The 25292-nt window shown below is 71.1% G+C and carries 25 protein-coding genes; 15 read left to right on the forward strand and 10 right to left on the reverse strand.

The features are described from left to right. The first annotated feature begins 12 nt into the window (after window positions 1-12). The 5 genes from IEQ44_RS17020 (at window position 13) to IEQ44_RS12730 (ending at window position 7253) form a co-directional block, all read left to right on the forward strand. The gene (locus IEQ44_RS17020) at window positions 13-141 is read left to right on the forward strand and encodes a type III pantothenate kinase (RefSeq protein ID WP_227487431.1); all 129 of its coding nucleotides are present in this window, start codon (window positions 13-15) and stop codon (window positions 139-141) included. Window positions 142-415: 274 nt separating this feature from the next. Then, complete coding sequence (locus tag IEQ44_RS12715) at window positions 416-2161, forward strand: TolB-like translocation protein (protein ID WP_193638847.1); 1746 nt, start codon at window positions 416-418, stop codon at window positions 2159-2161. 191 nt (window positions 2162-2352) lie between these two features. Next, window positions 2353-2694 (forward strand): histone-like nucleoid-structuring protein Lsr2, encoded by a 342-nt coding sequence (locus IEQ44_RS12720; protein ID WP_193638848.1) that lies wholly within the window; start codon window positions 2353-2355, stop codon window positions 2692-2694. A 191-nt stretch (window positions 2695-2885) separates the two neighbouring features. Continuing rightward, complete coding sequence (locus IEQ44_RS12725; protein ID WP_193638849.1) at window positions 2886-4532, forward strand: TolB-like translocation protein; 1647 nt, start codon at window positions 2886-2888, stop codon at window positions 4530-4532. Window positions 4533-4673: 141 nt separating this feature from the next. Next, complete coding sequence (locus IEQ44_RS12730) at window positions 4674-7253, forward strand: ATP-dependent Clp protease ATP-binding subunit (protein WP_193638850.1); 2580 nt, start codon at window positions 4674-4676, stop codon at window positions 7251-7253. A gap of 69 nt (window positions 7254-7322) precedes the next feature. Here the strand turns inward: IEQ44_RS12730 and IEQ44_RS12735 are convergent, their stop codons facing one another. Then, entirely contained in the window at window positions 7323-8192 is an 870-nt protein-coding gene (locus tag IEQ44_RS12735; RefSeq protein WP_193638851.1) for an iron-sulfur binding domain-containing protein, read from the reverse strand. A gap of 91 nt (window positions 8193-8283) precedes the next feature. Between IEQ44_RS12735 and IEQ44_RS12740 the strand changes: the two genes are divergently transcribed. After that, window positions 8284-9111 carry a hypothetical protein gene (locus IEQ44_RS12740; RefSeq protein ID WP_193638852.1) on the forward strand — a complete coding sequence of 276 codons (828 nt, stop codon included), beginning with the start codon at window positions 8284-8286 and terminating at the stop codon, window positions 9109-9111. A 55-nt stretch (window positions 9112-9166) separates the two neighbouring features. Here IEQ44_RS12740 and disA read toward each other — a convergent pair whose 3' ends face one another. The 5 genes from disA to IEQ44_RS12765 all read right to left on the reverse strand — a co-directional run bounded on the left by disA (window position 9167) and on the right by IEQ44_RS12765 (window position 14093). Beyond that, a complete protein-coding gene (gene disA, locus IEQ44_RS12745; protein ID WP_193638853.1) occupies window positions 9167-10252 on the reverse strand; it encodes a DNA integrity scanning diadenylate cyclase DisA in 1086 nt (361 codons plus the stop codon). Window positions 10253-10363: 111 nt separating this feature from the next. Beyond that, complete coding sequence (gene radA / locus IEQ44_RS12750; RefSeq protein WP_193638854.1) at window positions 10364-11761, reverse strand: DNA repair protein RadA; 1398 nt, start codon at window positions 11759-11761, stop codon at window positions 10364-10366. 67 nt (window positions 11762-11828) lie between these two features. Further along, the gene (locus IEQ44_RS12755; RefSeq protein WP_319804662.1) at window positions 11829-12530 is read right to left on the reverse strand and encodes a class I SAM-dependent methyltransferase; all 702 of its coding nucleotides are present in this window, start codon (window positions 12528-12530) and stop codon (window positions 11829-11831) included. 29 nt (window positions 12531-12559) lie between these two features. Next, window positions 12560-13198, reverse strand: coding sequence for a VOC family protein (locus IEQ44_RS12760; RefSeq protein WP_193638855.1), 639 nt, complete (start codon window positions 13196-13198; stop codon window positions 12560-12562). A gap of 130 nt (window positions 13199-13328) precedes the next feature. Beyond that, window positions 13329-14093: a DUF3109 family protein gene (locus IEQ44_RS12765; RefSeq protein WP_193638856.1), complete on the reverse strand. Its 765-nt coding sequence runs from the start codon at window positions 14091-14093 to the stop codon at window positions 13329-13331. Between the two features lie 64 nt (window positions 14094-14157). Here IEQ44_RS12765 and IEQ44_RS12770 point away from each other — a divergent pair, with 64 nt between their 5' ends. The 3 genes from IEQ44_RS12770 (at window position 14158) to IEQ44_RS12780 (ending at window position 17365) form a co-directional block, all read left to right on the forward strand. Then, on the forward strand, window positions 14158-15090 hold the full coding sequence (locus IEQ44_RS12770; protein WP_193638857.1) for a Ppx/GppA family phosphatase: 933 nt from the start codon (window positions 14158-14160) through the stop codon (window positions 15088-15090). A 10-nt stretch (window positions 15091-15100) separates the two neighbouring features. Further along, window positions 15101-15898, forward strand: coding sequence for a sugar phosphate isomerase/epimerase family protein (locus tag IEQ44_RS12775; RefSeq protein WP_193638858.1), 798 nt, complete (start codon window positions 15101-15103; stop codon window positions 15896-15898). Window positions 15899-15976: 78 nt separating this feature from the next. Next, window positions 15977-17365, forward strand: a complete 1389-nt coding sequence (locus IEQ44_RS12780) for an HNH endonuclease (RefSeq protein WP_193638859.1) — start codon at window positions 15977-15979, stop codon at window positions 17363-17365. Window positions 17366-17431: 66 nt separating this feature from the next. Here the strand turns inward: IEQ44_RS12780 and IEQ44_RS12785 are convergent, their stop codons facing one another. From IEQ44_RS12785 to IEQ44_RS12795, 3 genes are all read right to left on the reverse strand, one after another. After that, window positions 17432-18091 (reverse strand): hypothetical protein, encoded by a 660-nt coding sequence (locus IEQ44_RS12785; protein WP_193638860.1) that lies wholly within the window; start codon window positions 18089-18091, stop codon window positions 17432-17434. Between the two features lie 179 nt (window positions 18092-18270). Next, window positions 18271-18777, reverse strand: a complete 507-nt coding sequence (locus IEQ44_RS12790; protein WP_193638861.1) for a hypothetical protein — start codon at window positions 18775-18777, stop codon at window positions 18271-18273. A gap of 13 nt (window positions 18778-18790) precedes the next feature. Further along, window positions 18791-19207, reverse strand: a complete 417-nt coding sequence (locus IEQ44_RS12795) for a hypothetical protein (RefSeq protein WP_193638862.1) — start codon at window positions 19205-19207, stop codon at window positions 18791-18793. A 186-nt stretch (window positions 19208-19393) separates the two neighbouring features. On the opposite strand from IEQ44_RS12795, the gene proC reads away from it, so the two are divergent. The 6 genes from proC to IEQ44_RS17965 all read left to right on the forward strand — a co-directional run bounded on the left by proC (window position 19394) and on the right by IEQ44_RS17965 (window position 24345). After that, window positions 19394-20194: a pyrroline-5-carboxylate reductase gene (gene proC / locus IEQ44_RS12800; RefSeq protein WP_193638863.1), complete on the forward strand. Its 801-nt coding sequence runs from the start codon at window positions 19394-19396 to the stop codon at window positions 20192-20194. A gap of 52 nt (window positions 20195-20246) precedes the next feature. After that, the gene (locus IEQ44_RS12805; protein ID WP_193638864.1) at window positions 20247-21434 is read left to right on the forward strand and encodes an acetoin utilization protein AcuC; all 1188 of its coding nucleotides are present in this window, start codon (window positions 20247-20249) and stop codon (window positions 21432-21434) included. A gap of 187 nt (window positions 21435-21621) precedes the next feature. Then, entirely contained in the window at window positions 21622-21822 is a 201-nt protein-coding gene (locus IEQ44_RS12810; RefSeq protein WP_193638865.1) for a helix-turn-helix domain-containing protein, read from the forward strand. A gap of 137 nt (window positions 21823-21959) precedes the next feature. After that, window positions 21960-22061, forward strand: a complete 102-nt coding sequence (locus IEQ44_RS12815) for a 30S ribosomal protein bS22 (RefSeq protein ID WP_110241215.1) — start codon at window positions 21960-21962, stop codon at window positions 22059-22061. Window positions 22062-22073: 12 nt separating this feature from the next. Then, window positions 22074-23054, forward strand: coding sequence for an NAD-dependent epimerase/dehydratase family protein (locus IEQ44_RS12820; RefSeq protein ID WP_193638866.1), 981 nt, complete (start codon window positions 22074-22076; stop codon window positions 23052-23054). After that, window positions 23047-24345, forward strand: a complete 1299-nt coding sequence (locus IEQ44_RS17965) for a 1-acyl-sn-glycerol-3-phosphate acyltransferase (protein ID WP_319804663.1) — start codon at window positions 23047-23049, stop codon at window positions 24343-24345. Before IEQ44_RS12820 ends, IEQ44_RS17965 begins: the two co-directional genes overlap by 8 nt. Window positions 24346-24378: 33 nt before the next feature. Here the strand turns inward: IEQ44_RS17965 and IEQ44_RS12830 are convergent, their stop codons facing one another. Continuing rightward, the gene (locus IEQ44_RS12830; protein ID WP_193638867.1) at window positions 24379-25275 is read right to left on the reverse strand and encodes an HAD family hydrolase; all 897 of its coding nucleotides are present in this window, start codon (window positions 25273-25275) and stop codon (window positions 24379-24381) included. Between the last annotated feature and the right edge of the window lie 17 nt (window positions 25276-25292).

Below are 25292 nucleotides of genomic sequence, written 5' to 3' on the forward strand. Positions count from 1 at the left end.
AAGGTAGAGCTGATGCGGCCCCGCCAGGCCATCGCCCGCAACACCGTGGAGGCGCTGCAGTCGGGCATGGTCTTCGGCGTCGCCGCGCAGGTCGACGGACTGGTCGCCCGGATGGTGGCGGAGCTCGGGGTGCACCCGTGACGAGGTGCGTGTGGTGGCGACCGGTCACCTGGCGCCCCTGCTGCTCGACGAGGTCGAGTGCTTCACCGACCACGAGCCGTGGTTGACGCTGCAGGGGTTGCGACTCGTCTTCGAGCGCAACTGCTGACAGCGCCGTTTGGCCCCTTGTGAGGCGTGGTCGACCCCGCCATACTGAGGCGCGCAGATCGGGCGGAGAGTCGCTCGAGTGACGGGGGAGACGAAGTTGCGGGCACAAAGCAGTAGACGGAGGGCACAGATCCTCCTCGCAGGTGTGATGGCGGGCGTTCTGGCGGCCGGGACCACGGCAACGGCGACGGCGGGAGCCTCGCCGTCCGCTCGCACCACGCCCGTGGAAGTGCCCCCGCCCGTGGAAGTGCCCCCGCCCGCCGGGGAGGAATGGTCCGCGATCGTCGACCCGGCGCTCAGCGCCGACGGTCGGTACGTCGCCTTCGCCGGACGCTCGGGATCGGCGAACGGCCTCCACCTGCACGACCGCACGACCGGGGAGACCGTACGACTCGCGACCACGGTGGACGGGGAGCCGCTGGGCGGGACCTTCCGGGAGGTGGCGATGAGTGCTGACGCTTCACGCATCGTCTTCACTGCCGGACGCCCGTCCCAGGTCTGGCTGCACGAGCGTGGGGCGGGCGCCACCCAACTCCTCTCGGCCAGGTCCGACGGGGCCCCGGGCAACGCCCGGTCCGACCAGCCGGCCATCAGCGCCGACGGGCAGGTCGTCGCCTTCCGGACTCGCGCCACCGACCTGGTGGCGGGCACTGCCGGCAAGGGCAGCGACGTCGTCGCCAAGGACCTGGTGACTGGGGGCGTCGAGGTCGTCTCCGGACGTGCTGCGTCCGCCAGCACGTCCCGCAACGCCGGGGGTCCGTCGGTCAGTTCCGACGGCCAGCACGTCGCCTTCCTGCGCACGGCGCGCAGGGCCGACGCGGTGCCCCAGGCCTGGGTCCGGGACCGCACCACGGGCCGTGTCCGACGGGTCTCGGTGCCGCTCGACGGCATGGCCGGTCAGGTCTACGCGGTCTCGATCAGCGGTGACGGCAGCAGGGTGGCCTTCAACCGGCACACCGCACAGACCAAGAACTGGTCGATCACCGGGATCGCGGTCCACGATCTGGCGACCGGTGAGATCGTCCCAGCCGGGGTGGAGTTGCCCAGCGCCCATGGCGCGCTCGGCACCCCGCACCTGAGCGCGGACGGTCGTCACGTCCTCTTCACTGACCGCGCCAAGCACGTCTATGTCCGCGACCTCGAGCTCGGCCAGACCCGAGTGGTGCCGGTGCCGTCGACCGGCGGCGAGCTGAGCTGGTCCCCCGTGGTCCTCAGCGCCGATGCCGGTCACGTGGCCTTCGTCGGCACGGCTTCCCCGGACATGAGCCCCTCGGTTGCCCGTCTGTGGACCGCGGACCTCGGCCCCGTGCCGACCACCTCGACCGAGGCGCTCAGCCGCGACAGCGACCCGTGGGTTCACAGAACACGCCGCGCGGTCGCGGCCCGAGGCTACGAGTTGAGGGTCCGGCCCGGTAGGTGGGAGCCCGTCCTCGGCAAGCGCGTGACCTACCAGTGGTTGCGCAACGGCAAGGTCATCCGCGGGGCGACCCGACGCACCTACGTGCTGACCCGCGCCGACATGGGCGCATCGGTCAGGGTCCGCGAGAGCCTGGCGGTGCCCGGCCTGCCCGTGAGTCGGGTGCAGTCCGCGGCCTTCGCGGCCGAGCGGTCGGCCACCCAGGTCGTGGTCCGTGCCCCGCGTCGACTGCGTGCCGGCAAGCCCTTCCGGGTGCGCGTCGGCGTGCGGCACTACGAGGGCAACCGTCCCCAGGGCCGCCTGCGGCTCAGCGTCGCCGGCCACGTGCGTACGGTCCGGGTGGACCGCGACGGTCGAGTCTCGGTGCGGATGCCCGGACTCGCAGCGGGTGTGCGGGTGCTGAAGGTGCGCCACCTCGGCACGCGGTTCGTGCTCGGCGGCGGGACGGTCGAGAAGTCCCTCGCCGTCGGGCGCTGACCGGCGTTTCTGCGCACCGTCTGCAATTCGTGGAGGGCGGAACTCCATTCGAGCGGCTGATCGCGTGGGAAAGGAGGTCGCTCAAAAGTCGGGGACAATTCACAAGGATTCTCAAGGCATTTCCTTGAATGGTCTCGAGGGCGTACCCTCGCGAGAGGACAATCCCCCCTTTCGAATGACAGAGGAATTCAATGGCGCAGAAGGTCAACATCATTCTTGTCGACGACATCGACGGCAGCCCTGCTGACGAGACGATCACCTTCGGCCTCGACAACACCACCTACGAGATCGACCTGAGCGACGACAACGCCAGCAAGCTGCGCGATGCCCTGGCGCTCTACGTGGGCCACGCCCGCAAGGTCTCCAACGCCCGCCGCGGCGGGGCTGGGGGCGGTTCGCGCCGCTCCTCCGGTGGGGGCAGTGGCGTCGACACCAAGGCCGTGCGCGAGTGGGCGCGGGCCAACGGTCACGAGGTCTCCGAGCGTGGCCGGGTGCCCGCCAGCGTGATCGCGGCCTACGAAGCCGCTCACTGACCTGATCTCCAAGAGGGGCCCGACGCGCAGGCGTCGGGCCCCTCGTCATTGCCGCTCGTCTCGTGCCTGCGTCACTCCCACGCGTCACAAGAACCCCAATATGGGGGTCGTGGGCGTCGTGGCTGCCCGGGGATGCTGGCGGGGCGGCCGAACCGTCGGCGCACCCCGTTCCTGCAGCCGGAAGAGAACCCATGCGTCGTGGCCCCTGGCTGACCGCCGTCGTGCTGGTCGCCGCCACCTCGGTCGGCCTGCCCGCCTCGGCGTCGAGCGCGACCGACTCGCCGGCGTCCGCCTCCGCCTTCTCCGGGTCCACCTCGCAAGGCCCGAGCAGCCACGTGCCCGGGCCCGCCGGCGTGAGCGGACTCGCGGCCTCAGACCCCGCGATCTCCTCCGACGGCCGATGGGTCGCCTTCGTGGGCGAGGTCGACGGAGTGAGCAGGCTCTACCGGCACGACACCGCCACCGGTGAGACCGAGCAGGTGCAGACCCGACGCGGGGCCGTCATCGAGGGCGAGGTCGCCGAGCCGTCGATCAGTGACGACGGGCGCTGGATCGCGTGGACGCTGCGGCCCGACGACGCGCCGACCCACTCCCAGGTGTGGCTCAGCGACCTGCTCACCGACACGACCCGCCTCGTCTCCGGCACCGCTGAGTGGGAGGGTGGCAACGCCGGCTCGCACCAGCCCCAGGTGAGCGGCGACGGCCAGCACGTCGCCTTCACCACCCGGGCCACCGACGTCGTGGCCAAGCCCCACTGGGGCGCCGGTTCGGCGCCGGGCTCCGACGTCGTGGTGGCCGAGCGTGTCGACGAGGGGTTCGTCGTCGCCCTGGTCTCCTCCGGCCTCGAGGGAGTCGACTTCGGGTCGCCGACCATCGACCACGCGGGCACCCGCATCGCCTTCACCGCCGGCAGCGGCGCGGACGCCCGGGTCGAGGTCGCCCTCCGGCCGGACGGTGGCTGGAGCCGGGTGCCCCCGCTTCCGACCACCGAGAGCAACCAGCTGCCCGGCGAGGCGTCGAGCCCCAGGGTGAGCGTCGACGGCGACGTGCTCTACGCCCACGCCCGCGCCGGTGGCCACGCCCTGCTGGTCGGCGAGGTCTCCACCGGGACAACACGCACCGTCGCCGAGTGGGTCGACGCCGAGGCCGGCTTCGACCTGTCCGCCGACGGTGACGCCGCCGTCCACGTGGTGGCCGGCTCCCTGGTGCTGACCGACCTGAGCGTGCCGCCCGCGCCGGAGGAGCCCGTGGCCGCCCCGGTCGCGGTCGACGCGCCCACCCTCGTCCGTCAGCGCCACCGGGTCCGTGGCCTCCTGCTGCGCGCCACGCCCGCGACCTGGACCGGTGGCGCCGGGGGCCGCCTCGAGCGCCAGTGGCTGCGCGACGGCTATGCGGTGCCCGGGGCCACCGGAGCCACCTACCGGGTGCGCCCCCGCGACGTGGGCCGCGAGATCGCGGTGATCGAGCGGCTCCTCGTGCCCGGGGCCCCGGCCGGTGAGGTGCTCTCGCGTGCCCACCGCGTCGAGCGCGACCGCGCCCACCTGATGACGCCCCGCGTCGTGCATGGTGTCGCCGGTCGGCGCGTGACCCTGCGCGTACGCCTGCGCACCGCGCCCGCGCAGGGTGCGGGTGTGGCCGTGGCGCCGCAGGGACGCGTACGGGTCAGCGTCGGTGGCCGGACCGCCACGCGGGCGGTGGGCCCGCGGGGTCGGATCACCGTCAAGCTGCCCGGTGCGCGTCCCGGGCGCAGCGTCGTCCGGGTCCGCCACGTGGGCACTGCCTACCTGCGCGCCGCCCGGCCGGTGAGCGTGCGACTGGTGCTCCGCCCGCGCCGTTGAGCGCCGCCACCTGTTCGCTGTGAGCGGAGGCTCTGGAGTGGTGGGCGGGAACACGTAGGCTGGTGCAGGGCGTTGAGCCCAGTGTCCCCGCCACTGTCCTTGAGTGTTGGGCAGCGGGGGCACACGACGTTAGGAGCGCAGATGTTCGAGCGGTTCACCGACCGAGCCCGACGAGTGGTGGTGCTGGCCCAGGAAGAGGCCCGCATGCTCTCGCACAACTACATCGGCACGGAGCACATCCTGCTCGGCCTCATCCACGAGGGTGAGGGCGTGGCCGCGAAGGCGCTGGAGTCCCTCGACATCTCGCTGGAGGCGGTTCGCGCGCAGGTCGAGGAGATCATCGGCCAGGGCCAGCAGGCTCCCTCCGGCCACATCCCCTTCACCCCGCGGGCCAAGAAGGTGCTCGAGCTGTCCCTGCGCGAGGCGCTGCAGCTCGGCCACTCCTACATCGGCACCGAGCACATCCTGCTCGGCCTGATCCGTGAGGGCGAGGGCGTCGCCGCCCAGGTGCTGCAGAAGCTCGGCGCCGACCTCAACCGGGTGCGCCAGCAGGTCATCCAGCTGCTCTCCGGCTTCCAGGGCAAGGAGACCGCCGGCGCCACCACCGGTGCCAGCTCCTCCCAGGGCGAGACGCCGCAGTCGTCGCTGGTGCTCGACCAGTTCGGTCGCAACCTCACCCAGGCCGCCCGCGAAGGCAAGCTCGACCCGGTCATCGGTCGTGAGCAGGAGATCGAGCGGGTCATGCAGATCCTCTCGCGCCGCACGAAGAACAACCCCGTCCTCATCGGTGAGCCCGGCGTCGGCAAGACGACCGTCGTCGAGGGTCTCGCGCAGGACATCGTCAAGGGCAACGTGCCCGAGACGCTGCGCGACAAGCAGATCTACACGCTCGACCTCGGCGCGCTGGTCGCGGGCTCGCGCTACCGCGGTGACTTCGAGGAGCGCCTCAAGAAGGTGCTCAAGGAGATCAAGACGCGCGGCGACATCGTGCTCTTCATCGACGAGATCCACACCCTCGTGGGTGCGGGTGCCGCCGAGGGCGCCATCGACGCCGCCAGCATCCTCAAGCCGATGCTGGCCCGTGGCGAGCTGCAGACCATCGGTGCCACCACGCTCGACGAGTACCGCAAGCACCTCGAGAAGGACGCCGCGCTCGAGCGCCGCTTCCAGCCGATCCAGGTCGCCGAGCCGTCGATCGCGCACACCATCGAGATGCTCAAGGGCCTGCGCGACCGCTACGAGGCGCACCACCGCGTGACCATCACCGACGAGGCGCTGGTCTCGGCCGCGACGCTGGCCGACCGCTACATCTCCGACCGCTTCCTGCCCGACAAGGCGATCGACCTGATCGACGAGGCCGGTTCGCGCCTGCGCATCCGCCGGATGACCGCCCCGGCCGACCTGCGGGAGTACGACGACAAGATCGCCGACGTGCGCCAGCGCAAGGAGGCCGCGATCGACGGTCAGGACTTCGAGGCCGCCGCGCGCCTGCGCGACGAGGAGAAGCAGCTGATCAACGCCAAGTCCGAGCGTGAGAAGCAGTGGCGTTCCTCCGACCTCGACGAGATCGCCGAGGTCGACGAGGAGATCATCGCCGAGGTGCTCGCCGTCGCGACCGGCATCCCGATCGTGAAGCTGTCGGAGGAGGAGTCCACCCGTCTGCTCAAGATGGAGGACGAGCTCCACAAGCGGGTCATCGGCCAGGAGGACGCCGTCAAGGCGATCTCGCGGGCCATCCGCCGCACCCGCGCCGGCCTGAAGGACCCGAAGCGTCCCGGCGGTTCGTTCATCTTCGCCGGCCCCTCGGGCGTCGGCAAGACGTGGCTGTCGAAGACGCTGGCCGAGTTCCTCTTCGGCGACGAGGACGCGCTCATCCAGCTCGACATGAGCGAGTTCGCCGAGAAGCACACGGTCTCGCGCCTCTTCGGCTCGCCCCCCGGCTACGTGGGTTACGAGGAGGGTGGCCAGCTGACGGAGAAGGTGCGCCGCAAGCCGTTCTCGGTGGTCCTCTTCGACGAGGTCGAGAAGGCCCACCCCGACATCTTCAACTCGCTCCTCCAGATCCTGGAGGAGGGCCGCCTGACGGACTCGCAGGGTCGCGTCGTCGACTTCAAGAACACCGTCATCATCATGACGACGAACCTCGGCTCGCGTGACATCGCCAAGGGCATGAGCCTGGGCTTCGGCAACGCCAACGACACGAAGAGCACCTACGACCGGATGAAGAGCAAGGTCTCGGAGGAGCTCAAGCAGCACTTCCGCCCCGAGTTCCTCAACCGTGTCGACGAGATCATCGTCTTCCCGCCGCTGACGCAGGAGCAGATCGTCGCGATGGTCGACAACATGATCGCGTCGGTCGACAAGCGTCTGCGCGACCGCGACATGACCATCGAGGTCACCGAGGCGGCCAAGCAGCTGCTCGCCGAGCGGGGTTACGACCCGGTCCTGGGTGCTCGCCCGTTGCGCCGCACGGTGCAGCGCGAGATCGAGGACGTGCTGGCCGAGAAGATGCTCTACGGCGAGGTCGGCCCCGGCCAGATCGTGCTGGTCGACGCGGAGGGCTCCGGCCCCGGTGCGACCTTCACGTTCAAGGGTCAGGCCAACTCCCAGGTGCCGGACATGCCGCCGCTGGAGACCATCGAGGTCGACGGTCCGGCTGCTCCGGCCTCGGAGGGCCCGGACGACAGCGCCGGCCCGGTCGACGTGCCGCGCGACAACTGACCACGGCGCCCCACGGCGTACGCCGTCCGACGGCCCGGTCCCCGCGAGGGGGCCGGGCCGTCGGCCGTGTCAGGAGGGCAGGGCGTACGACTCGTCCCCGACGCGCGCCACGAGTCCGTCGGCGACCAGCGACTCCAGGCAGCGCTCGCGTTGGGTGCTCTCGGGCCACGCGGCCACGACGTCGGCGGCGTGCACCGGTCCCTCGGCGTCACGCAGCACGGCCATGATGCGTCCGCGGCACTGGCGGTCGGTGCCCTGCCAGGCCTGACCGCGGCGCGGGGGACCGTCGTACGCGGGTCGCCCCGCCCGCAGCCAGGCGCACCGGTCGGCGATCGGGCAGGCGCCACACTCCGGCGACCGGGCCGTGCAGACGAGGGCGCCCAGCTCCATCGTGGCGACGGCCCAGGTGGCAGCCGTGGCGTCGTCGGGCGGCAGCAGCTCGGTGGCGAGCTCGCGCTCGGCCTTCGTCGGGGCGGTGGTCGGGAACTCGACGCCACCCACCGCGCGCGCGAAGACGCGGCGCACGTTGGTGTCGAGCACGACGTGACGCCGGCCGAAGGCGAAGCTGGCGATGGCGGAGGCGGTGTAGTCGCCGACGCCGGGCAGGGCCAGGAGGTCGGCGTACGCGTCGGGCACCTCGCCGCCGTGGCGCTCGACGACGGCGGTGGCCGCGGCGTGCAGCCGCAGGGCGCGGCGCGGATATCCCAGGCGCCCCCACATCCGGACCGCCTCGCCCGTGGGGGCAGCAGCCAGGTCGGCCGGCGTGGGCCAGCGGGCCAACCAGGCGGCGTGCGGTGCCAGCACGCGGGCCACCGGCGTCTGCTGCAGCATGAACTCGCTGACCATGACCGACCAGGGGCTCGCGCCGGCGCCGCGCCACGGCAGGTCCCGACGGTGCTCGGCATACCAGTCGAGGACAGGGGCGTGCAGGTCACTCATCGGGCCCGATGCTAGCCGCGGGCCGTGCACGGGCCACGGCCCGCCGGTGCGCCTCCACCTTCCGGCGCCGCGTGGTGGTTAGCCTCGGGGCATGTCCGCGCTGACCTCCCCCAAGGGTCCGTTGCCGTCCCGGGTCTACTGGTTCCGCCGCCTGGTCGTGCTGTCGGTCGTCTTCGTCGTCGTCTTCGGCACCGCACGCCTGCTCACCTCGGGCAGCGACGCGAAGTCCGACGACCGGGGCCAGGTCACCACGGTGAGCGCGGAGGCTCCGACCGAGCCCGGTGCGACCGAGGGCGTGGGCGGGCCCGAGACCGCCGCTGACGGCAAGGCCAAGCCCAAGGGCAAGCGCAAGAAGGCGAAGCGGACGCCGCCGCCCCTGCCCGAGCCGACCGGCGTGTGCGCCAACGACGAGGTCCTCGTGACCCCGGTGGTGCCCGAGCAGCGTACGTCGGTGAAGGTGCCGATCACGCTGGTGCTGCGCACGACCACCACCGAGGCCTGCACGTGGCAGGTCTCGCCGCGCAGCGTCACCGTCAAGATCGACTCCGGCACGCGTGAGGCACCCGACCAGATCTGGCACAGCCGCCACTGCCCCGCGGCGTTGCCCACCCAGGAGCTCACCGTCTACCGCGACCACGACGCCGAGGTCGAGATGGTGTGGAGCGGACGCCGCTCCGACGAGGAGTGCTCCAACCTGACCGACTGGGCGCGCGCCGGCTGGTACCACGTCAACGCCGCCGCCTACGCCGGCGAGCCCACGTCGGTGCAGTTCCAGCTCAACCGGCCCTCGCCGGTGACCGTGACCCGCACGGTCGACCCGAAGCCCGGCAAGAAGAGCAAGAAGAAGACGTCCAGCCCGAAGCCCGCGCCGCAGGGCACGCCGAAGCCGTCAGGGGCGGTCGAGCCCGACCTCGACTGAGGGCGACCTTGGCTGAGCCCGACCTGGACCGAGGTCGACCCGCCGTCGTCCTGTTTCAGACGTAGCGCTCGAGGATGCTCGACTCCGCGAGCCGGGAGAGTCCCTCGCGCACCGAGCGGGCCCGCAGCTCACCCACACCCTCGACGGTCTGGAGGTCGTCGATGCCCGCGGAGAGCAGCTGCTGGAGCCCGCCGAAGTGCTCGACCAGGCGCTCCACGACGGTGGCCGGCAGACGCGGCACCTTCGCCAGCAGGCGGAACCCGCGCGGGGCGACGGCCCCGTCGAGGTGGTCACCGGTGGTCAGGCCGAGTGCCTTCGCCACGGCTGCCGGGTCGACGAGCTCGGTGGCGGAGAGCTCCCCGAGGGCGAGCAGCACCTCGGCCGGCTCCTTCGCCTTCTTGCCGGCCGGCAGGTAGTCACGGATGACGAGCTCGCGGTCGGCGTCGACGCCGGTGACGAGCTCCTCCAGCTGCAGTGAGAGCAGCCGGCCGTCGGTGCCGAGCTCGAGCACGTAGTCCTCGATCTCCGCGGAGATCCGGCTCACCATCTCCAGGCGCTGGGCCACCACGGCCACGTCGCGCACCGTCACCAGGTCTTCGATCTCCAGGGCCGACAGCGTTGAGGAGACCTCGTCGAGGCGCAGCTTGTAGCGCTCCAGGGTGGCGAGCGCCTGGTTGGCGCGCGAGAGGATCTGGCCGGAGTCCTCCAGCACGTGGCGGGTCTCGCCGACGTAGACCGCGATGATCTGCATCGACTGCGACACCGAGATGACCGGGAAGCCGGTCTGGCGCGCGACGCGGTCGGCGGTGCGGTGCCGGGTGCCGGTCTCGTCGGAGTGGATCGTGTGGTCGGGCATCAGGTGCACGGCCGCGCGGTGGATGCGGCTGACGTCCTTGTCGAGGATGATGCCGCCGTCCATCTTGGCCAGCTCGCGCAGGCCGGTGGCGGTGAACGGCACGTCCAGGGTGAAGCCGCCGGTGCAGATCGAGTCGACGAGCTTGTCGTGGCCGAGCACGATCAGGGCGCCGGTGCGACCGCGCAGGATGCGTTCGAGACCGTCACGCAGGGTGGTGCCGGGGGCAATGGCTTCGAGCGTGGCCCGCAGGCGCAGGTTCTCGTCGCTGCGCTCGATGTTGACCAACGTGGCCCTCCGTAGTGGTGAGGCCGGGGCGTCCCGCGCCCACGACCTGCGTCAGTGTAGCGGCCGACGGCACGCGCGCGCGTACGCCAGTGACTGCTGACGCGTCAACCCTCAGCCGTCGCGGGTCAGGCGCAGCAGGCGCAGGGCGGAGGCGACGTCCGTGACGTCGAGGACTCGCATGGAGTCGACCGTCCACGCCTCGGGTGGGCGAGCCTTCTTTGGGCCGCGCTCGCTAGGCACGACGGCCACCCGGAAGCCGAGCCGGGCTGCCTCGCCGAGGCGTTGCGGCAGGTCGCGCACCCGACGCAGCTCGCCGGCCAGGCCGATCTCTCCCATCGCCACCACGCCGGTCGGGGCGGCGACGTCGAAGCAGGCCCCGGCCACGGCCACGGCGATCGCCAGGTCGCTGGCCGGGTCGACCAGCTTGGCGCCACCCACGGTGGAGACGAAGACGTCGTGCTGGTGCAGCCGGATGCCACAGTGCTGCTGCAGCACGGCCAGCACCATGGAGAGCCGGGAGGAGTCGATGCCCGAGGTCGTGCGCCGAGGTCGCTCGCTGGCGGTGGGGGTGACCAGCGCCTGCACCTCGGCCAGCAACGGGCGACGCCCTTCCATCGTGACTGCGACGCACGTGCCGGGCACCTGGGTGGAGTGGTGCTCCACGAAGAGGCCGGTCGGGTCGGTGACCGCAGTGATGCCCTCGGAGGAGAGGTCGAAGCACCCGACCTCGTCGACCGGACCGAACCGGTTCTTCATCGCCCGCACCATGCGGAAGCGGGAGTTGCGGTCGCCCTCGAAGTTCAGGACCACGTCGACGAGGTGCTCCAGCACGCGGGGCCCGGCGATCGACCCGTCCTTCGTGACGTGGCCGACCAGGACGGTGGTGATGTTGCGGGTCTTGGCCATCCGCACCAGGGCGGCGGCCACCTCGCGCACCTGGGTGACTCCGCCCGGCACGCCCTCGACGCCCGAGGCGCCGATCGTCTGCACCGAGTCGATGACCAGCAGGGTGGGTCGCACCTGCTCGACGTGGGTGAGCACCGCCCCGAGGTCGGTCTCGGCGGCGAGGTAGAGCTCGTCGTGGATCGCGTGGGTGCGGTCGGCGCGCAACCGCACCTGCGACGCGGACTCCTCGCCGGTCACGTACAGGGTGCGGTGGCGGGCGCGGGCGGTCTGGGCCGCGACCTCGAGCAGCAGCGTCGACTTGCCCACGCCCGGCTCGCCGGCGAGCAGGATCGCCGCACCCGGGACGAGGCCACCGCCGAGCACCCGGTCGAGCTCGGGCACGCCGCTGGAGCGGAACGTCGAGTCCTCCACCGGCACCTGGCCGATGGGCACCGCCGGACTGGTGACGGCCGACGGGGCCGTGCGGCCGGTCGGTGCGCCGCTGGCCGCCTCGGCCACCGACCCCCAGGCCTGGCACTCGCCGCAGCGGCCCACCCACTTGGCGGTCTCCCACCCACACTCGGAACACCGGTAGGTGGTGCGGACCCGCGTCGACTTGCTCATGCGAGCACGGTAGGGGAGGGGGCCGACAGCTTCGTCACCGCGGCGCGGTGTGCGCTGCCCACCGGGCTCAGTACTCCCGCGACCACAGGTTGACGGCGTAGTCCACGCGCAACCCCGCCTCGGAGTCGCCGTGACGCTCCCGGTGCTCGGCCAGCACCGCCTCGGCGGTGGTGGGGTCGAACTCGATGCGCACCACTGCCTCGAGGTCGGCGTGGGTCTCGAAGCGCCAACCCATGTCGACGCTCCGTCGCTGCCAGCCGTGCGACGACCAGAAGCGTTCGACCTCGGCCGGATCCACCATCGGGTAGCCCCGACGGAACCAGGCGCCGAAGGTCGAGCGGGTGGCGTCGTTGTCGATGACCATCGCGGTGCCGCCGCGGCGCACCACGCGGTCGAGCTCGGCCAGGCCGGGCTCGCAGCCCGGACCGAAGAAGTAGGCCCACCGGGCGTGCACGACGTCGACGGAGGCGTCCGGCAACGGCACCTGCTGGGCGGTGCCCGGCAGCACGCTCACGTGGGGCAGCGAGCGGGTGCGGCGACGGGCCAGCTGCACCAGCGGAGGATGAGGCTCGACACCGATGACCTGGGCGGCCTCGGTGGCGAAGAAGGGCAGGTGGAAGCCGGATCCGCAGCCGAGGTCGAGCACCGTGCGACTCCGCCACGACGTGGTCTCGCGCATCGCCTGCTCGAGGTGGCCGTCGGGGTCGACGGCCCGGTTCTCGACCTCGTAGGTCGCGGTGTGGTGCCAGATGTTGGGGCTCGGTCGCACGCCCTCGGGCGCCCGGGCGCGCCAGGAGGTCAGATCCGGACCATCCCGTTGCGGGTGTGGAAGACCGCCGCCATGATGCCGGGGATGCCGCTGGGGGCGACCCACTCGACCTTGACGTCCTCGAGGGGACGCTCGACGGGCTCGCCCAGCCACTCGCTGACGCGCTGGGGGTCGCCGGCGATCTCGATCGCCGAGAGGGCGGTCCGACCGTCCGCGCCCGCGCTGGGGTGGAGCTCCTTGGGCGTCTCCCACTGCACGTAGAAGGGCAGCTGCGGGTCGGAGATGAGGCCGTGGACGCCGATCTGCTTCCAGCGCAGCTCGGTGCCGTCGGGCAGGTGCCGGTTGCCCTGGACGGCCTGCCGGCCGAGGCGCTGCTCCGCGACGGAGATGTCGCTGACCTTGACCACCCAGCCGAGCCATCCGCCACCCAGCTCGGAGCGGGCGCGCACGGCTTGGCCGAAGGGAGCCTTGTCGGAGGCGGGGTGGTCGAGGACCTCGACGACCTCCAGGTAGGTGTCCCCGGCCAGCGCCAGGGTCATGTTGCGGGTGCCGAAGCGCGGGTGCACGCCGCCGCTCACGAAGGTGGCGCCGAGCAGCTTGCCCAGCCGTGCAGCCGTCCCGGCCAGGCCCTCGGGGCCTGCGGCGTAGGAAAGGTGGTCGAGCCTCATGCCGTCGATTGTTGCGTCCCCCGTGACCCTCCGGACTCCCGGGGTCGGAGTCTCTTGACATCGAGCATTCTGGGGACCCCGTGACCGACGGACCCGGTGCCGGTGGGACGCCGCGACCGGTCCGAGCGTGTCAGGCGTGCCGCGAGGCCGGGTGGATCGCCAACGCCGACCGGGAGCGCAGGTGCGCCTCGCAGTGGGCGACGAGTGCGGCGTACGCCTGCTGGCCCATGAGCTCGGTGAGCTCGGGAGCGTACGAGACGTAGACCGGGTCGGGGGCGACGTGCGCGTCGGTGTTGCCCGAGCAGTACCAGTCGAGGTCGTGGCCGCCCGGGCCCCAGCCGCGACGGTCGTACTCCTCGATCGAGATCTCCAGGTAGGAGGTGTCGTCGGGGCGCTCGACGGTGCGGTAGGTGCGGCGGATCGGCAGCTGCCAGCAGACGTCCGGCTTCGTCTCGAGCGGCTCCAAGCCGATGTCGAGGGCGAGTCCGTGCAGGGCGCAGCCCTCACCGCCGCCGAAGCCCGGTCGGTTGGCGAAGACACAGGCCCGCTGCCCGTCGACCTCGGTGACGCGGGTCTTGCGCTCGCCGTCGTCGTCCCGCTCGATCCAGTCGGCGTCGGTGACCTCGCGGCCGGGGTGCTGCTGCCAGTGCGCCGGCGTGAGGCGGGCGACGAAGCCGGCCACCCGGGCCTCGTCGTCGGCGTCGGAGAAGTGCGCGCCCAGGGTGCAGCAGCCGACGTCGGGGGAGGTGTCGTAGATGCCGGGGCAGCCCTGGCCGAAGATGCAGGTCCACGCGGAGGTGAGCCACGTGAGGTCGCAGCGGAAGACCTGCTCGCCGTCGGCGGGGTCGACGAACTCGACGAATGCCCGCGGGAACACCAGGTCGACCTCTGCCACCACCTCATCCTAGGTTCTGCCGAGCGGCCTCGGGCGGTCGGTGGCGGCAGGTAGGTTGGCATCCATGCGGCTCGGAGTCCTCGACATCGGTTCCAACACCGGTCATCTCCTCGTGGTGGATGCGCACGGAGGTGCCGCTCCGCTGCCCGCCTTCTCCTACAAGGAACCGCTCCGGCTCGCCGAGCACCTCGACGATGGCGGGTCCTTGTCGCGCGCCGGCATCGAGGCGTTGACCGACTTCACCGCCGCGGCCATGGAGGTCGCGGAGGAGAAGGGGTGCGAGGAGATGCTGGCCTTCGCGACCTCGGCGGTGCGCGAGGCCGACAACACCGACGAGGTGCTCGACGAGGTGGCGGCCAAGACGGGCACGCGCATCGAGGTGCTGTCGGGGGAGGACGAGGCGCGCCTGACCTTCCTGGCCGTACGCCGCTGGTTCGGCTGGTCGGCCGGGCGGCTGGCGGTCTTCGACATCGGTGGTGGCTCGCTCGAGATCGCCGGGGGAGCCGACGAGGCGCCCGACGTGGCGTGGTCCATCCCGCTGGGCGCGGCGCGACTGGCGCGCGAGTGGTTCCGCGAGGCGCCCGACGAGGTGACGATGCGCGAGCTGCGGCGCACGATCCGGGCGGAGATCGCCCGCGACGCCGGCAACCTGCTGCGCCCCGGGCCCCCGCACCGCGCGGCGGCGACCTCGAAGACCTTCCGCTCACTTGCCCGGATCTGCGGGGCCGCTCCCTCGTCTGAAGGTCACCTCGTGCCCCGGGTGCTGCGTCTCGACGACCTGCAGGCCTGGCTGCCGACGCTGATGGCGACGCCGCCGGAGAAGATGGCCGACCTGCCGGGGGTCTCCCCGAGCCGGGCCCACCAGATGGTGCCGGGAGCGCTCGTCGCGGAGGCGGTCATGGACATCTTCAACCTCCCGGAGCTGGAGATCTGCCCGTGGGCGTTGCGCGAGGGCGTGATCCTCGAGCGGTTCGACCAGCTCTCGGTGCTGGACTGAGGGGCGGACGATGGCCATCACTGTCGGTCTCTCGACCGTTTCGATCTATCCCGAGTCGACGGCGGCGGGCTTCGCCTACGCCTCCTCGGTCGGCTACGACGCCGTCGAGGTCATGGTCGGCATGGACGGCGTCGCCCAGCAGACCGCCGCCCTCAAGCAGCTCTCCGACCACCACGAGATGCCGGTCTGCGCCGTGCACGCCCCATGCCTGCTGTGGACGCAGCGGGTCTGGGGCACCGAGCCGTGGGGCAAGCTCCACCGCTCCGCCGCGCTGGCGCACGCCCTCGGAGCACCGACCGTGGTGGTGCACCCGCCCTTCCGCTGGCAGAAGGACTACGCGGCGCGGTTCGAGGAGGGCATCGCCGACCTCGAGGAGTCGACCGGCCTGCACTTCGCCGTCGAGAACATGTATCCGTGGCGGGCAACCGCAGGCAAGCGGGGCGTGACGGCCGCCGGGATGTACCTGCCGCACTGGGACCCGTCCTCGGGCAGCTTCGCGCACACCACCATCGACATCTCCCACGCGGCCATCGCCGGAGACGACGTGATCGAGATGGCCGACCGGATGGGGTCGCGCCTCCAGCACGTGCACCTCACCGACGGCACCGGCAGCGGCAAGGACGAGCACCTGGTGCCCGGACGCGGCTCGATGGGCGCCGACGCCTTCCTCAAGCACATCGTCGACACCGGCTTCGACGGAGCGGTGGTGCTGGAGATCAACACGCGGCGCTGCAACAGCAAGGAGGAGCGGGTCGCCGACCTGAAGGAGTCGTTGGAGTTCGCGCGGCGGCACCTCGGGCAGGCCTGAGCCCCGTCGGCTGACGGCGCTTGGGGGACGGTCCCCACGGCCAACAAAGTTGTCGGTGGCCTCCGGTTGAGTTGACCCATGGACGAGGACCTCACCACCCCGGCTGCTCTGCTCGATGAGCTGCGGATGCGCCACGTCGTGGTGGCTGCGGCGCAGGTCGAGGAGCTCGAGGGGGTGTACGCGTGGGCGCTCGCGCACCCGGCGCTGGGTGACGCAGAGGTGTTGTCGCGCGACGAGTTCCCGGCCGGGCAGGGTGCACCGGGGGTGGCGGCGTTCACTGCGGAGCCGTTGGCGGGCGCGTTGGGGATCTCGCCGCACGCCGCGCAGGCGATGCTCGCGGACACCCTGGACCTGGTGCACCGCCTTCCCCGGACGTGGGACCAGGTCCGGGCGTTGGTGCTGCCGGTGTGGAAGGCACGGAAGATCGCGAAGGCCACCCGTGACCTGCCGTTGGTGGCGGCGGCGTGGGTGGACGGTCAGCTGATCGGTGCGGCACCGTCGATCGGTGCGGCGGCGTTGGACAGGTTGATCGACCTGGCGGTGGCGCGGGTCGACCCGCAGGCGCAGAAGGAGCGGGAGGCCGCTGAGCGGACCCGGTGGGACGTGACGCTCACTCAGCCGCGGCGGTGGGCCGGCACCTCGCAACTGCAGGCAACTGGTGACACGGTGGCGTTGGGTGAGGTGATGGGGCGGGTCAACGCCGATGCCGACGCCCTCGCGGGTGCGGGTGATGAGGACCCGGTCGGGGCACGCCGGGTGAAGGCACTCGTGTCGCTGGCGCGCGAGGGTGCAGGCCAGTTGGCGTTCGGGTTCGCCGCCGAGGACGCAGCGACGGCGAAGCCAACCTCGTCGGCCACGAAGCAGGCCCTGAAGTTGTACGTCCACGCCTCGCTTGCTGACCTCGTCACCCTGGCCGGTGGTGACGGCGACACCTCGGACGACACGAGGGTCGCGGAGGTCGAGCGCCTCGGGGCGATCACCTCGGAGCTGTTGAAGTCCTGGCTCGACCGGACCCGGGTCACCGTCACCCCGGTCCTCGACCTCGCTGATGCGCAGTGGAGTCCGCGGCACGACCCGCCGCCGCGGATGCGCGACCAGGTGGTGCTGCGGCACCGGGGCTGCGTGTTCCCCTACTGCGGCCGCGACGCGCGGTCGGGCGACCTCGACCACGTCGAACCCTGGGACCCCGACCGTCCCGGCGACCCAGATGATCCGCACGAGACCTCGGGCACCCGGCCGGACAACCTCGCCCCGCTCTGCCGGCGACACCACCGGGTCAAGACCCACGGACGCTGGCGCTACGAAGCATTACCCGACCCGTTCGGCGACCCCGCCGCTGATCCACCCAGCACCAGACCCACCCGGCCACCCGAACACCTCTGGATCGGCCCCCACGGTGAGAGCTTCCTCGTCACCGGCGGTCGGACGGTGGAGGTGGGTCGCCCACCTCCTCGCGAAACCTCGTAGAACACCCCTCTCCGAGCCCGCAGTGAGCGCTTTGTCGACAAAGCGCTCACTGCGGGCTGCCTGCGTTTAGGGGACGAGGGCGGGTCGGGCTTCGAGGACGTCCAGGGGTTGGTCGGGGGTTCCGGGGACGGTGTGGGTGTCGGGGATGTCTTGCCACGCGCCGTTGTTGAGCCGGTATCGGCCTTGGTAGGTGACGTCGACGCTGGGATGTCGGGTGGTTCCGCTGGTGCGGTAGGCGTGGGTGATGGTGGCGCGTGGGTGGGGTGCGCCGGGGTGGGTGGTGGTGTGGGGGGTGAGGTCGGCGGGTGGTGCGCCGTCGTTGGGTTGGGCCCAGTGCCAGGTCCATTGGATGGGGGTGGCTTCGATGACGACGGTCTGTCCGAGCAGGGTGACGGTCTGGGTGTGGGGATCGTCGTTGTCGGCGTGGAAGACGGTGGGGAGGTTGACGAGGGTCTCGCCGTCTGCAGGCTGGATGTGAAGGGTGGCTGCCGGCCAGGTGATTCGGCGGAACTCGCGTTGCACGTCCTCGGTGGTGACTTGTTGTGTGACTTCGTCGGCGCTCCCGAGGCAGACGGTGCCGATGTACTCCCATGCCGGAGGTGTCACGGTGGTGCTGGCGCGGAAGATCTCGAATGAGAAGGTGTCGGGCGGGTCGTAGCAAGCGACGGGTCGGTATTCGTCGTCGCTGTCCGGATCCAGATGGAATTGCTGTTCCAGCCGGTACATGAAGCCCGATGCGGGGCCCTCTCTGTACAGCTGACGCACCTCGTCAGCCGTCCTCCGGCACTCTGTTTGGGTGTGCGTGAGATCCGTGCTGTCTCCGCAGTCCTCCTCCGAGGCCTTCGCCGGGGCTGCCATTGAGAGGCTCAGGCTCAAGATCGTGAGACATATAGCCAGCCAACGCGTCACGAGGGGATCTGCCAAGTATCGAGAATCTGCCACGACTCCTTGGAGTTCTGAATCAGGACCCCGTACGTCACGCGCCCCCCTGTGAACGACTCGATCGGCCCGTTCGCTTTGGTCTGGTACTCGGTGGGGGCGCTGTCCACCACGATTCTGTATGTGGCCCTGTTCCTGCCGTGGTTTTGTTGCTTCTCGATTTCAACCAGGGTGCGTCCCTCGGTCGCGACGTAGCCACCTGCCGCGTAGTACTCATCGACCTTGTCGGCCGCTGACATGCAGGGTTCGCAGGCACCTGCGATCTCCCGGTACTCCCGTGTGTCCCCCTTCTGCATGGCAGTCAGCTCGTCGTTCCACCGGCGAATGAACTCCTTGGCGGTCTCCTTCGCTTCCGGTGTTGGCGAGGCGCTCGGCTCGTCGGCGAACTTCGGTTCGGGCTCCTCCTGCGAGCAGCCGGTGAGCAGGAGGGCGCCGAGCACGAGGAGAGCGGTGAAGGTGCGGGAGCTGTTCATGGGGTCCTCCGGTTCAGCGGCCGGGTGGGATGGGTCGGGTCAGGTCGGCGACGGCGATCTTCAGCTCCTGCACCGGCAGCTGCTGGGTTGGCCGCTCGTCGGTGGAGCACACGTAGCCGAGGTGGGTCCACTCTCGTGGGTCCGCCTCGTGGAGGGCGCTCTGCACCGAGTAGTGGAATCCGCCGTCAGGCTCCGGGCAGGGATGTGGGCGGCACTCGGGCTGCTCACCCGTGCCGGGGAGGCACTGCGGGACGGCGCGGTAGAGGTACGCGTGGTTGGCGCCCGCGCCCCGAACCTGGGACCAGCTCTCCTCCGGAGCAGCGGCGGGCTCGGCCTGGCCGGAGGTCGCACCGCAACCGGTGAGCAGGAGCGCGCCACCCGCCAGCAGGGCGGCGAGGGAGGCAGTGGGCACGGACGTACGTGAAGACAAGGGGCTTCCTTTCCCGAGAGGCTGCCCGGGAGCGTAGGGAAACCGCCGCTGCCACGAGTCCGTGTCCACCCGGAGCCTGTGGATAACCCCCCTCAGGACCGCACCGAGGGCCGGGCGGGGCCGGATTTCCCCAGCATTGGTGACGGCCCCAGCCCACCGTCGGCGCGAGCGGGCACAATGGCGTCCATGACGACGACCGCGATCCTGGGTGCCGGCGCGATGGGCGAGAGCGTGCTCGCCGGGATGATCGGCGCGGGCCGACCGCTCGACTCCCTCCTGGTGGGTGAGAAGCGTGAGGCGCGCGCACAGGAGCTGCGCGACACCCACGGTGTCGACGTGGTCGACAACCACGCCGCCGTCGCTCGCGCCGACGTCGTGATCGTGGCGGTCAAGCCGCAGGACGTCACCACCCTGCTCGACGACCTCGCTGACGTGCTGCGTCCCGGCCAGGTCGTCGTCTCGCTCGCTGCGGGGCTGACCCTCGCCACCCTCGAGAGCCACGTGCCCGAGGGCGTCGCAGTCATCCGCGTCATGCCGAACACCCCCGCCCTGGTCGGGCAGGGCATGTCGGTGCTCTCCCGCGGCACCACCTGCACCGACGACCAGCTCGCCGAGGCCGAGCAGCTGCTCACCGCCTGCGGTCGCGTCGTGACCCTCCCGGAGTCCCAGATGGACGCGGTCACCGCGATCTCCGGCTCCGGCCCCGCCTACGTCTTCCTCGTCGCCGAGGCGATGATCGACTCAGGCGTACGCCTGGGCCTCGCGCGCGACGTCGCCACCGAGCTGACCGTCCAGACGTTGCTCGGTGCGGCCACGATGCTCGACGAGACCGGCACCCACCCCGCCCTGCTGCGCGCTCAGGTCACCTCGCCGGGCGGCACCACAGCCGCCGCCCTCGCCCAGCTCGAAGACAACCGCCTCCGTGGCGCCTTCGCGGCCGCCACCACCGCCGCGTACGAGCGTTCGGTCCAGATGTCGGAGCACTGAATACCCGGTACGGGTGTGATCCTTCGCACCTCCAGCGAGTAGCGTCCTGCTCATGGTGGAGTGCGCGGGACCGGCGACGGTCGTCTTCGACCGTTCCCTGACCGAGTACGACTTCGGTCCCCACCACCCGATGACCCCCGTCCGCGTCGACCTCACGATGCGGCTCGTGGAGGAGCTGGGTCTCCTCGACGGAGGCCTGCAGGTCGTGCCCGCCCCGATGGCCGAGCTCGAGCTGATCGCCCAGGTGCATTCGGAGTCGCTCATCGAGGCCGTCAAGCGCGTCGGCAGCACCCCGGGAGTCATCGACCTCACCCACGGACTCGGCACCGAGGACAACCCCACCTTCGCCGACATGCACCACGCCTCCGCCCACGTGGTCGGCGCCACCGTGGAGGCGTTCCGCCAGGTGCACAGCGGCGAGTCGCTGCACAGCGCCAACATCTCCGGCGGCCTCCACCACGCCATGCCCGACCGCGCCAGCGGCTTCTGCATCTACAACGACGTGGCCGTGGGCATCCGCTGGCTGCTCGACCAGGGAGTCGAACGTGTCGCCTACGTCGACATCGACGCCCACCACGGTGACGGCGTGGAGAAGGTCTTCTGGGACGACCCGCGCGTGCTCACCATCTCGCTGCACGAGACCGGCCAGATGCTCTTCCCCGGCACCGGCTTTCCGGCCGACACCGGAGGTCCGGGCGCGGAGGGCAGCGCCGTCAACGTCGCCCTGCCCCCGGGCACCGCCGACGCCGGCTGGTTGCGCGCCTTCCACGCGGTGGTGCCGCCGTTGCTGCGCGAGTTCGCGCCGCAGGTCCTGGTCACCCAGCACGGCTGCGACTCCCACATGGAGGACCCGCTCACCCACCTCATGCTCAGCGTCGACGGCCAGCGCGCCGCGTACGAGACGCTCCACGAGCTGGCGCACGAGCTCACCGACGGCAAGTGGGTCGCGACCGGTGGGGGCGGCTACTCCGTCTCCTCCGTCGTGCCCCGCGCCTGGACGCACCTGCTGGCCATCCTCTCCGGCCAGCCCGTCGAGCCCTTGACCGAGACGCCGCAGACCTGGCGGGAGTACGTCGCCTCCCGCACGCACGAGCAGGTGCCGTTCCGGATGACCGACGGACGCGTCCCCGCGTTCCGCGACTGGGGCATGGGCTACGACCCGGAGACCTGGCTCGACCGGGCGGTGCACGCCACCCGCATGGAGGCGTTCCCGCTGCACGGCCTCGACCCCCTGCCCTGAGCCACACCAACCCTCGGGACGTCGGCCAAATCTGGCCAAATCAACGCGACACGCCGTGGTGAGACAGATTTGCTGTGGATTCTGCTTCCCCATCAGTCACAGAAGTCCTATTCTCGGCACACGCGCCACACGTTTGAGCACCAGTGGGGAAGCTGGAGCCGTGTGGTGGAAGAAAGATCGGTGTGCCATGGTGAATCCGTCGGACATGTCGGACATCAAGTTCCTGACCATCGCCGAGGTCGCTGCAGTCATGCGCGTCTCGAAGATGACCGTCTACCGCCTGGTGCACAGCGGGGAGCTTCCCGCCGTGCGCGTCGGCCGCTCCTTCCGGGTCACCGAGGACGACGTCAACGACTACCTGCGCAAGAGCTTCTTCGACGTCGGCTGACAGGCCCCGTCGCGGCACGGCCCGGCCCCGCTGTGGAACCAGTTTCGGCAGGAGGGCGCCGGGCCGTTAGGCTGTCAGGGCTCGACGGGTCCTCCGGCTCGATCGGCGGTCCGTTGTCTGTGCGAAAGGTTGTCCCTGTGGGATCTGTGATCAAGAAGCGCCGCAAGCGCATGTCGAAGAAGAAGCACCGCAAGCTGCTCAAGAAGACGCGCGTGCAGCGTCGCAAGCTCGGCAAGTAAGACTTCGCGGCCATGGGGAGGGTCGTGCTGGTCACCGGGATCTCCCGGGACATCGGGCGCCGCTTCGCGCGCCACGCAGCAGCCGACCCCTCCATTGACCGCGTCATCGGGGTGGACGTCGTTCCGCCCCGCGGCGACATCGGTTCGGTCCAGTTCGTCCGGGCCGACATCCGCAACCCCGTCATCGCGAAGGTCATCGCCCGCGAGCAGGTCGACACCGTCGTCCACATGAGCGTGATCGCGACTCCCGGCAGGTCCGGGGGACGCAACGCCATGAAGGAGCTCAACGTCATCGGGACGATGCAGCTCCTCGCGGCCTGCCAGAAGGTCGAGACCGTCAAGCACCTGGTGGTGAAGTCGACCACCACGGTCTACGGCGCCAGCAGCCGCGACCCCGCGATGTTCACCGAGGACATGGGTCCGAAGTCGGTGCCGCGCTCCGGCTACGCCCAGGACGTCTACGAGATCGAGGGGTACGTCCGCGGCTTCGCCCGCCGCCGTCCCGACGTCCGCGTCACGACGCTGCGCTGCGCCAACGTCATCGGCCCCCACGTGGTGAGCCCGCTGACCTCCTACTTCCGGATGCCGGTCATCCCCACGGTGCTGGGCTACGACCCCCGGCTGCAGGTGCTGCACGAGGACGACCTCTTCGCCGTGCTGCGCCACGCCGCCACCACCGACGTGGGCGGCACCTTCAACGTCGCCGGCGACGGCATGCTCCTGCTCTCACAGGTCGTCCGGCGCCTCGGCAAGGTCAACGTCCCGATGCCGAGCTTCGCCGTCGGACGTTTCGCCTCGGCCCTGCGCTCGGCCCGCCTGACGGACTTCTCGCGTGAACAGCTGGCCTTCCTCACCTACGGTCGAGGGGTGGACACCACTCGGATGCGTGAGGAACTGGGGTTCTCCCCGCACTGGACGACGGCGGAGGCCCTCGAGGACTTCGCGCACAGCCTCGACCGCGAGACGATGACGGCGGGAGCAGCCCGTGCCTGAGGCAGACATCATCCCGATCGGCACGAACGGCCGCCCCGGTCGCGGCAGCGGCCGCGCGAAGCCGTCCGCCGCCGCGCGGAGCCTCGCGGGCAAGCGCACCGAGGGGCGTACGCCCACGCCGCCGCGCAAGCCGTCCGCCGCCAATAAACCCGCCGCGCCCCAGACGTCCGTGCCCCAGGCGTCCGTGCCCGAGGCGTCCGCGCAGCAGCCCTCCCCGCGGAAGTCCCCAGCGAAGAAGACCCCCACGAAGAAGTCCCCAGCGCCCGCGGCAGCACCTGCCGAGGAGACCGCTGCCTCGGCTGCGTCGCCCGCCGCTGGAGCGCCCGCCGCGGCCTCGGAGCAGGCGAGCCTCGGCGGCACCAGCAGCACGACGACCCATGACCGGGGCTCCATGCCGGGGATCCCACTGCAGGACTGGGTGGGAGCCATCGAGACGGGCGCCCGGGAGGTGCTCGGCGGTCAGTGGGAACGACGCCTCGCCGAGATGATGTCGTTCCTGCGACGCCGCCTCGAGGGTGACTTCACCATCGACGACTTCGGTTTCGACGCCGAGCTCACCGAGCGCCTGCTGCTGGCCATGCTCCGTCCGTTGGCGGAGAAGTGGTTCCGCATCGAGGTGCGCGGCATTGAGAACATCCCCGCCGAGGGTGGCGCCCTGGTGGTCTCCAACCACTCCGGCACTGTGCCGGTCGACGCCCTGATGACGATCTGCACCGTGCACGACGAGACCGGTCGTTTCCTGCGCCCGCTCGGCGCCGACCTGGTCTTCCGCCTTCCCGTCGTCGCGGGCATGGCCCGGCGCCTCGGAGCCACCCTGGCCTGCCAGGCCGATGCCGAGCGGATGCTCACCAGCGGCGAGCTGGTCGGCGTCTGGCCCGAGGGCTTCAAGGGCATCGGCAAGCCCTTCACCGAACGCTACAAGCTGCAGCGCTTCGGCCGGGGCGGCTTCGTCTCCGCGGCGCTGCGCACGGGCGTACCGATCGTGCCGCTCTCCGTCGTCGGCGCCGAGGAGATCTATCCGATCGTCGGCAACCTGCCGTCGCTGGCGCGGCTGCTCAACCTGCCCTACATCCCGATCACGCCGTTCTTCCCGCTGCTCGGTCCGCTCGGCCTGGTGCCGCTGCCGTCGAAGTGGCTGTTGGAGTTCGGCGAACCGATCCGCACCGACGAGTTCGACGAGGCCGAGGCAGAGGACCCGATGCTGGTCTTCAACCTCACCGACCAGGTGCGCGAGTCGATCCAGCAGACGCTCTTCTCGCTCCTGCTGGAGCGCGACTCCGTCTTCCGCTGAGCCTTCCGCTGAGCGCCGTGCCGCTGGCGTGGCTCAGTGGCGACCGTGGTCGCGGGCGGCCATCCCCGCCGCCACGCCGCCGGCGACGACGCCGCCGACCGCGCCCGCGAGCAGCCCCAGGCGCGCGGCCTTGCGGCCGGTCCGGTAGTCGCGGATCTCCCAGCCCTGGGCCCGGGCGTGTGCGCGCAGCTCCGAGTCGGGGTTGATGGCGACCGGGTGGCCCACCAGCGACAGCATCGGCAGGTCGTTGAAGGAGTCGGAGTAGGCCGCGCAGCGCGCGAGGTCGAGGCCCTCACGCTCGGCCAGCGCCAGGATGGCCTCGGCCTTGGCCGGGCCGTGGAGCAGGTCGCCCACCAGGCGGCCGGTGTAGACCCCGTCCTCGCGTTCGGCGACGGTGCCCATGGCGCCGGTGAGGCCCAGGCGCCGCGCGATCGTCGAGGCGATCTCGATGGGGGCGGCGGTCACCAGCCAGACTCGCTGGCCGAGGTCGAGGTGCATCTGGGCCAGCGCGCGGGTGCCCGGCCAGATCCGGTGGGCCATCGCCTCGTCGAAGATCTCGTCGCCGAGGTCCTCCAGCTCGGCCACGGTGTGGCCCTTGATGAAGCTGAGGGCCGACTCGCGGGCCTCGGCGATGTGCTCGGGGTCCTCCACGCCGGCCAGCCGGAACCAGGCCTGCTTGTAGACGGCCCCGAGGATGTCGCGGGTGCCGAAGAACTTGCGCTTGTAGAGGCCCTTGGCGAAGTGGAAGATGCTCGCACCCTGCATCACGGTGTTGTCGACGTCGAAGAAGGCGGCGGCCCGGTCATCGACGGGCAGAGCCAGCGCATGCTCGACCTCGGCGGTGGCGGCAGCGGCCTCCCCGGCCAGCGTGGAGCGCCGGCGCAGGTCCTGGGGCCGGGCGACAGCGCGGTGCTTGTCCGACTGGGTCACGGGTCCAGAGTAGGGGA

This window comes from Nocardioides malaquae (genome assembly GCF_015070385.1).
In the GTDB taxonomy this organism is placed as follows: domain Bacteria; phylum Actinomycetota; class Actinomycetes; order Propionibacteriales; family Nocardioidaceae; genus Nocardioides; species Nocardioides malaquae.

Bases quoted from the DNA above. Each gene is read 5' to 3' on its own strand.
- IEQ44_RS17020 (WP_227487431.1), top strand. From the start codon at position 13: ATGCGGCCCCGCCAGGCCATCGCCCGCAACACCGTGGAGGCGCTGCAG.
- IEQ44_RS12715 (WP_193638847.1), top strand. From the start codon at position 416: ATGGCGGGCGTTCTGGCGGCCGGGACCACGGCAACGGCGACGGCGGGA.
- IEQ44_RS12720 (WP_193638848.1), top strand. From the start codon at position 2,353: ATGGCGCAGAAGGTCAACATCATTCTTGTCGACGACATCGACGGCAGC.
- IEQ44_RS12725 (WP_193638849.1), top strand. From the start codon at position 2,886: ATGCGTCGTGGCCCCTGGCTGACCGCCGTCGTGCTGGTCGCCGCCACC.
- IEQ44_RS12730 (WP_193638850.1), top strand. From the start codon at position 4,674: ATGTTCGAGCGGTTCACCGACCGAGCCCGACGAGTGGTGGTGCTGGCC.
- IEQ44_RS12735 (WP_193638851.1), bottom strand. From the start codon at position 8,192: ATGAGTGACCTGCACGCCCCTGTCCTCGACTGGTATGCCGAGCACCGT.
- IEQ44_RS12740 (WP_193638852.1), top strand. From the start codon at position 8,284: ATGTCCGCGCTGACCTCCCCCAAGGGTCCGTTGCCGTCCCGGGTCTAC.
- radA (WP_193638854.1), bottom strand. From the start codon at position 11,761: ATGAGCAAGTCGACGCGGGTCCGCACCACCTACCGGTGTTCCGAGTGT.
- IEQ44_RS12760 (WP_193638855.1), bottom strand. From the start codon at position 13,198: ATGAGGCTCGACCACCTTTCCTACGCCGCAGGCCCCGAGGGCCTGGCC.
- IEQ44_RS12770 (WP_193638857.1), top strand. From the start codon at position 14,158: ATGCGGCTCGGAGTCCTCGACATCGGTTCCAACACCGGTCATCTCCTC.
- IEQ44_RS12775 (WP_193638858.1), top strand. From the start codon at position 15,101: ATGGCCATCACTGTCGGTCTCTCGACCGTTTCGATCTATCCCGAGTCG.
- IEQ44_RS12780 (WP_193638859.1), top strand. From the start codon at position 15,977: ATGGACGAGGACCTCACCACCCCGGCTGCTCTGCTCGATGAGCTGCGG.
- IEQ44_RS12785 (WP_193638860.1), bottom strand. From the start codon at position 18,091: ATGTACCGGCTGGAACAGCAATTCCATCTGGATCCGGACAGCGACGAC.
- IEQ44_RS12790 (WP_193638861.1), bottom strand. From the start codon at position 18,777: ATGAACAGCTCCCGCACCTTCACCGCTCTCCTCGTGCTCGGCGCCCTC.
- proC (WP_193638863.1), top strand. From the start codon at position 19,394: ATGACGACGACCGCGATCCTGGGTGCCGGCGCGATGGGCGAGAGCGTG.
- IEQ44_RS12805 (WP_193638864.1), top strand. From the start codon at position 20,247: ATGGTGGAGTGCGCGGGACCGGCGACGGTCGTCTTCGACCGTTCCCTG.
- IEQ44_RS12810 (WP_193638865.1), top strand. From the start codon at position 21,622: ATGGTGAATCCGTCGGACATGTCGGACATCAAGTTCCTGACCATCGCC.
- IEQ44_RS12820 (WP_193638866.1), top strand. From the start codon at position 22,074: ATGGGGAGGGTCGTGCTGGTCACCGGGATCTCCCGGGACATCGGGCGC.